This window comes from Spirochaeta cellobiosiphila DSM 17781, from assembly GCF_000426705.1.
Classification (GTDB): domain Bacteria; phylum Spirochaetota; class Spirochaetia; order DSM-17781; family DSM-17781; genus Spirochaeta_E; species Spirochaeta_E cellobiosiphila.
The window spans coordinates 505,168-511,479 of sequence record NZ_KE384554.1; the positions used below are offsets into that span (position 1 = coordinate 505,168).

At 32.9% G+C, this 6,312-nt stretch carries 5 protein-coding genes and 1 pseudogene; 3 read left to right on the top strand and 3 right to left on the bottom strand.

The features are described from left to right. Positions 1–59: 59 nt before the first annotated feature. Entirely contained in the window at positions 60–1,424 is a 1,365-nt protein-coding gene (locus tag K345_RS0109155) for an MATE family efflux transporter (RefSeq protein WP_028973903.1), read from the top strand. 845 nt (positions 1,425–2,269) lie between these two features. Here K345_RS0109155 and K345_RS0109160 read toward each other — a convergent pair. Further along, positions 2,270–3,199 carry an alpha/beta fold hydrolase gene (locus tag K345_RS0109160; RefSeq protein ID WP_028973904.1) on the bottom strand — a complete coding sequence of 310 codons (930 nt, stop codon included), beginning with the start codon at positions 3,197–3,199 and terminating at the stop codon, positions 2,270–2,272. Between the two features lie 83 nt (positions 3,200–3,282). Here K345_RS0109160 and K345_RS0109165 point away from each other — a divergent pair, with 83 nt between their 5' ends. Further along, positions 3,283–4,257 carry a helix-turn-helix transcriptional regulator gene (locus K345_RS0109165; protein ID WP_028973905.1) on the top strand — a complete coding sequence of 325 codons (975 nt, stop codon included), beginning with the start codon at positions 3,283–3,285 and terminating at the stop codon, positions 4,255–4,257. A 181-nt stretch (positions 4,258–4,438) separates the two neighbouring features. Here the strand turns inward: K345_RS0109165 and K345_RS0109170 are convergent, their stop codons facing one another. Further along, the gene (locus K345_RS0109170) at positions 4,439–4,720 is read right to left on the bottom strand and encodes a putative quinol monooxygenase (protein ID WP_028973906.1); all 282 of its coding nucleotides are present in this window, start codon (positions 4,718–4,720) and stop codon (positions 4,439–4,441) included. A gap of 658 nt (positions 4,721–5,378) precedes the next feature. Further along, entirely contained in the window at positions 5,379–5,528 is a 150-nt protein-coding gene (locus K345_RS23885) for an HAD hydrolase-like protein (protein WP_083963699.1), read from the bottom strand. Positions 5,529–5,599: 71 nt separating this feature from the next. On the opposite strand from K345_RS23885, the pseudogene K345_RS23890 reads away from it, so the two are divergent. After that, positions 5,600–6,220 (top strand): annotated as a pseudogene (locus K345_RS23890) (transposase). Positions 6,221–6,312 lie beyond the last annotated feature (92 nt).

Here is a 6,312-nt window from a genome sequence, read left to right on the forward strand (position 1 = left end):
TTACACAATTATTGACCCAAATAGTGAAAACCTTTGGATTGGAGAGGAATTTTTAATATATGACTAAGTTTAATGAATTAGAAAATGAAAAAATAGGTACCCTCTTACTTAATTATTCAATCCCGGCAATTTTGGGCTTATTAGTAAATGTACTATATATGATTGTTGACCGCATTTTTGTTAGTAACATACCCGATGTAGGCCTACTCAATTTAACTGCTATTGGTCAAACAGCACCAATAACGACTTTAATATTAGCAATATCTGCTCTTATCGGCTTTGGTATTGGTACAAATGTCTCAATCTTTTTAGGAAAACAACAAGTAAAGAACGCAGAAATGGCTATTGGAAATGCAATATCCTATAGCGTTATCATATATGTGGTCTTAGTGCCGTTATTTTTCCTTTCTCATAAACAGATATTTGAAATTCTAGGTATTGTTGGAGAGACTAAAGAATTTGCTTCCGCTTATATTGATATAATTGTAATGGGAATATTGTTCAATATATTAAGCTTTATATTTCCCATCCTCATACGAGCGGATGGGAGTCCTAAGTTTGCAGCGTCACTTACGATAATCGCCTGTGTTTTAAATATTATTTTAGACGCAATAGCAATTTTCATCTTTAATATGGGAATACTAGGAGCGGCTCTTTCAACTGTCATATCCCAATTGTTATCAAGTTTAATAGGATTCTTATACTTTTTTAAATTTCACTCAAACTTAAAACTCAAACGAGATTCCTTCATACCAGATACAAAAATATTAAAATCAATGATAATAATAGGTCTCATCCCATTTGCAAACCAATTATCTTTTAGTATTGCCCAGTTAATAGGTAATTACTCTCTCCTTTTATATGGGGGAGAATTGTCAATCGGAGCAATGACTGTGATACGATCTATCGTTCAATTGTTTATGATAATCGTATTTGGAATAGGACAAGGATTTCAACCAATTGTCGGATATAATTTTGCTAAGAAAAATTATGCTCGTTCCTTTGACATCTTGAAGTTGTCAATATTATGGTCATTAATTGTGCTAATCATTGGTGAATTAATTATACATATATATACTAAACAGATAATTCTGCTTTTTATTAAGGATGAAAACATCAGCAATATGGCCGTACATGGGATTAGGAAATATACTTTATTTTTACCCTTTGAAGCTATTATAGCTATTACAGCTAGCTTCATGATGGTAACGAAACGTATAAAATCTTCACTAATACTTAATATATCCTATCAACTATTGTTATCTGCTTCGATTATTTATACTTTGCCATTACTAATTGGTTTTAACGGGTTATGGTACTCTCAACCAATGATAGATATCTTTGCAAGTGTTATTGCAAGTATGCTTTTTATTAAGGAGTACAAAGAATTATTACATAATAAAATAATAAAACTACCAATGTAGGGAAAAGGAGAATGGGTAGGCTCTTTCAGTATATCTGCTCTTAGAATACATTCTTCTGTCATAACAATCTCACAATTCTAGGAAGTAATATGTCTTTTTACTTTCACTAATTATAATTCATATGCTTTATAATTAGTGAAATCGAATTTTAAGAGTACTTCTTTTATTTTTTTTATTAACTGAACATCAGTACCATTACAGCTTATTTTTGCTGTTACACCATCACCATGAATGCTTATTTCGTCTAATACTTTATCAGAATAATTATTGTCAAAAGTTGAATCTTCAATATAGAGGAATACCCTTGCCTTGGGGGCACTTATTAACTCTGAACATTTAATAATAATCAGTTCATATGTGTCACTACTCTATACTCATTACCTATTGCATCAGATATTGGCTTACTCAAATTGCTTTCTAATGACCATGTTAATAGTGCAAAATCACTGGGAACCCATGCATAAAGGCAGAAACTACGACAAAGATTTGGTCAGTTTCAACGATTTGTTAAATACCGAGTTTATTTTAATCTATCTTCTGAGCTTGAAATTAACATTTGTTACAGTATATCCCTTTATATACTTTCTACTGTTATAGAGCGTTCATCCTTCTGGTTTCATTTTCCCAAGTTGTATAATTTTTTCAATTATTCTTATTTTTACTGCACTCCATACACTATTGGTTTTCCTAGGTGTAAATCTAATTTTATATCGACTATCATCAATACTTTCTCTTATACCATCTATCCATCCAAAACAGAGTGTGACCAGTCAATAATATCAGTCATCTAATTACCCTTATTCACTTATAAATCCCCCGAAGTAAGCTTCAGGGTATTTGTCCAATTATTTTAGCCAATCTACTATAATTTTATTGATTTCTTCAGGTTTTTCCTCCATTATCCAGTGGCCACAATCTAATGTAATGATATCTACATTAGGAACAAAATCAGACAGTTTTTCAAACTTTGGGATAACATCCCTTTCCCCATAAATCATAAGTGATGGTGGTTTAATTATAGGATCGACGTCTTTTAAAATAGTCCAGTTCCTATCCAGATTCCTATACCAATTAATACTCCCAGTAAAACCTGAAGCCTTAAATGCAGATGTGAAAACCTCTAAATCTTTTTTGGATAAAACAGGTTCGCCAGTTGATTCTTTTTTAAGGGCCAGGTTTATTAGAGCCATTCCAGGTTCAGGCTCTTTTATAGGTTCATTTTTTCTATACAGATTATTTAAAAACTGCTCAGTATTTTCGTCAAACACAGCATCGGCAACACCAGGTTTTTTGTTAAAATGAACAAAATAATAATCTTCACCTAAATACTTTTCCATAAATGCAATCCATGGAATATCACCTCTTACCTGATAAGGTATACTTAAGTTAATAATCTTTTTTACTCTTTGTGGGTGTAATAGGGTTAACCACCAAACAACCATAGCGCCCCAATCGTGACCAACAAATATAGCATCTGAATACCCATAATAGTTTAGTAGTTCTACCAGGTCTCCTGATAATTTGTTTATATCATAATCTGTTACTTCAGTGGGGTTTGAAGAGTTTCCATACCCCCTTTGGTTCGGAACAATTACATGATATCCAGCCTCAACCAGAACAGGGATTTGGTTCCTCCAGGAATAGGCGTGTTCTGGCCAACCATGACATAAAATTATAGGATTTCCCCTGTTCTCTCTTCCTGCTTCAAAAACTTCAAGTTTTATTCCATTTACAGGAATCATTTCACCCTTGGGAAAGTTGTTTATACTGTTCATTGCATACTCCTTGCTTCTTTTATACCTGTAATATAAAGTGCATTTAGGGCAACATACGTCCTAAATATAAAGAAAAGGAAAAAATGTATAATCCAACCTTAAGATTATTAACTTTATTAGAAATTTTAGAATCACATAAATCTATAAGTGGTGACCAATTAGCCAAAAGACTTGAAGTGGATAAAAGAACGATCCGTAGATATATTGTAAATCTTCAGGAGTTAGGTATTCCGGTATCAGGAGAAAGGGGTCCTTATGGTTCCTACAGTTTACAAAAAGGAAGCAGATTACCACCTCTTATATTTAATGACTCAGAAGCTAGTGCAATAATTATTGGTTTAATAACCTTGAATCAAATGAATTTCCCTATAGACCATACTTCTGTTGAAGGAGCCATGGCTAAAATAGAACGGCTTCTACCACAAAATCTGCTAGATTATGTTAATGATTTAAAGGATTTAATCAAAATAGATAATCCACCATATTACTCTAATACACAGATTCCCCATAATGATTTTGTATTAATGATGGCTGAAGTTATACAAAGGCGTAAAAGATTACAAATTACCTACTCTACAAAAGATGGAGCTAAAACAGTTCGTAATGTCGATCTTTATGGAGTGGTTTTAGTAGGAGGAGTATGGTATACCGCAGGTTATTGTCATTTAAGAGAAGAGCTTAGGATTTTTCGTATGGATCGGGTAATTAGTATATCTAAAGTTGATGTTGAGTTTATTCGACCAGAAGACTTCGACCTTCTTAATTTTGTTTTACAATCTCTTAAGCCGGTTAAAAAAAGTTTTGAAACAGAAATACTATTAAAAACAACCCTGGAAAAGGCAAAAAGATTATTACCCTCAGAAATATACTTATTAGAAGAGACAAGTGATGGAGTGAAGTATTGTCAAACCACGTCCAGACTTGATTGGCTTGCATACAGTTTACTGAACATAGACATTCCTTTTGTAATAAAAAAACCTATTGAGCTATATAACATTATTGAAGTTATTTCTGAAAAATCAGCGAGGATTGTTTCGGAGGCAAAAAGGATCCAATGAATAACACTTAATATAAGCGTGTATTTAACGTCCATTTAACTGGTTTTACAGCTGGAACGAAGTGGTGGTATTGGCATCTTTCTTCCTCTAAAAGAAAGATGAAGAGAGTAAAATCCAGTTCAAATGTTTGTTAAATCTCCGCACGGTCTCAATATGAAGACGATATATGAAGTCTAATATGCTATAAACTTTCTACAATCTCATAGGTACGCTTATAATCTTTAGTAATTTTACCCCAATAGGATTTTTTTACTCGAGATTGATGCTCCTCGAAAGCTTCTTTACTTACAAATTCCTCATATACATTGAATATACTATCATCCTCTAAATCTTGTGTAACTTCAAATAAAATACAACCTGTTTCTAATTTGGTATTATGAATATGCTTTACTAATTCTTTCTTAATAAGCTCTATATCTGAATATGGAACCTCAATATATCCTTTAAGTATTATTTTACTCATTTAAATTTATCACCTATATAAAAACTTATTTTTTATAACGTTTCGCGGATATGCGACGTTTTTATTTTCTAAAGGTTACACCCTATTAAACTTTTGGTCATGTATAAAATTTGCGTGAACAGCCCAATAAGTTCCCGGCTTGTCCCGTAGCAAAGCGAAGTGTAGAGCAGATCCGATGCCCAAAAACGGTCAACTTCATTGGATTGTTCTACCGCTTTCATTTATTTTATGTTACAATACTTTTGTTTATGATAATCTGGGTGTAGAAATAACCGCTGAATTGAAATGATTGTTCGATCAATATCAATTTGATAAATCCCAATAGGCTTATTATTATGTAAAATCAATTCTATTGTATGATAGTCAGTATCAAATCTATTATTAAACATTTCTAGATCTACTTCATAAAACTCTCGAACTTGATTGAATATTGTTCTTTCATATATATCTAGAATGAATGATTTATCTGACTTATTGCAGATTCTAGATGTTAAATTATTATTTTTATCGTAAAAATGAAACAATTTCTTCTCCATAGTTAATTTATATATGATTCACCAGCTGTGATAGAAATAATATCTTCAAAAGCATTCTCTCTTTTTACAATATATGTTTGCATCACTAATATTATTTTCTTCATCCGTTATTTTTATACAGTTCAGACCTGCTTTAATCGCCCCTTTATATCTGCTATTTCTGAATTCCCAACCATAATAATTTCTGATTTATTGAGATTCAATTTATCAATGACATAGTTATATGATTGGATAAATGGTTTCCTAAAACCAATATCGCTAGACCAAGTGATTGAGAAATGGAGGAACCGACCTCTTGGAGCCTACCACTACCTTATAGTGGAAACGACTTATAAAAAGGTCCGTGGTCTCTGGAGCGGTTTTAATCGCTTATAGCGTTGATTTAAAGGGAATTCGTAGGGTTCTCAGGATCAGTATCGAGATAAGTGAAGCTGAAGTCCATTGGCTGAAGTTACTCAAGAGCATTGTCGATCGGGGCTTTCCTGAAATTGAGATGATCACTTCCGATGCTCACTCTTGATTGAAATCAGCCCTTCAGGCAATCTTTCCAACAGTTAAGTGGTAGCGCTGTCAGTTCCATCTTCAGCAGAACTCCGGTAACCATGTTGCAAAGCAGAGTATGCGGGAAGAAGTGACGACTGATCTGAAAATGATATTCAATGCACCTGAAAGGAAAGAAGCTGATAGGTATCTTCAAATCTTCGTAAAGAAATATCAGGATAAAGCCTCTGAACTGAGCACTTGGATCGAGGAAAGGTTCCTGAAAGCTTAACAGTTTTTGAACTTCCAGCGAAATATCGAAAGCGTCTAGGGACGGCAAATGAAGGAAATTAAAAGGCGGGCAAAAGTCTCAACTATATTTCCAAATAAAGAATCGCTTAACAGGTTGGTATCGGCGATTCTAAAAGAAATTGATGAAGATTGGGAGACTGGAAAACGATATCTGGATAGGAAGACTGATTAACTTCTTCTGATTTTACAGAAAAGATGGTTGCTTTATCTATTATGGTATAGAATAAAAAAATCTATTATGAATGAATTTGACAAAATACAGGA

Coding starts and splice junctions, on each gene's coding strand:
- K345_RS0109170 (WP_028973906.1), bottom strand. CDS start 4,720: ATGAGTAAAATAATACTTAAAGGATATATTGAGGTTCCATATTCAGAT.
- K345_RS0109155 (WP_028973903.1), top strand. CDS start 60: ATGACTAAGTTTAATGAATTAGAAAATGAAAAAATAGGTACCCTCTTA.
- K345_RS0109160 (WP_028973904.1), bottom strand. CDS start 3,199: ATGAACAGTATAAACAACTTTCCCAAGGGTGAAATGATTCCTGTAAAT.
- K345_RS0109165 (WP_028973905.1), top strand. CDS start 3,283: ATGTATAATCCAACCTTAAGATTATTAACTTTATTAGAAATTTTAGAA.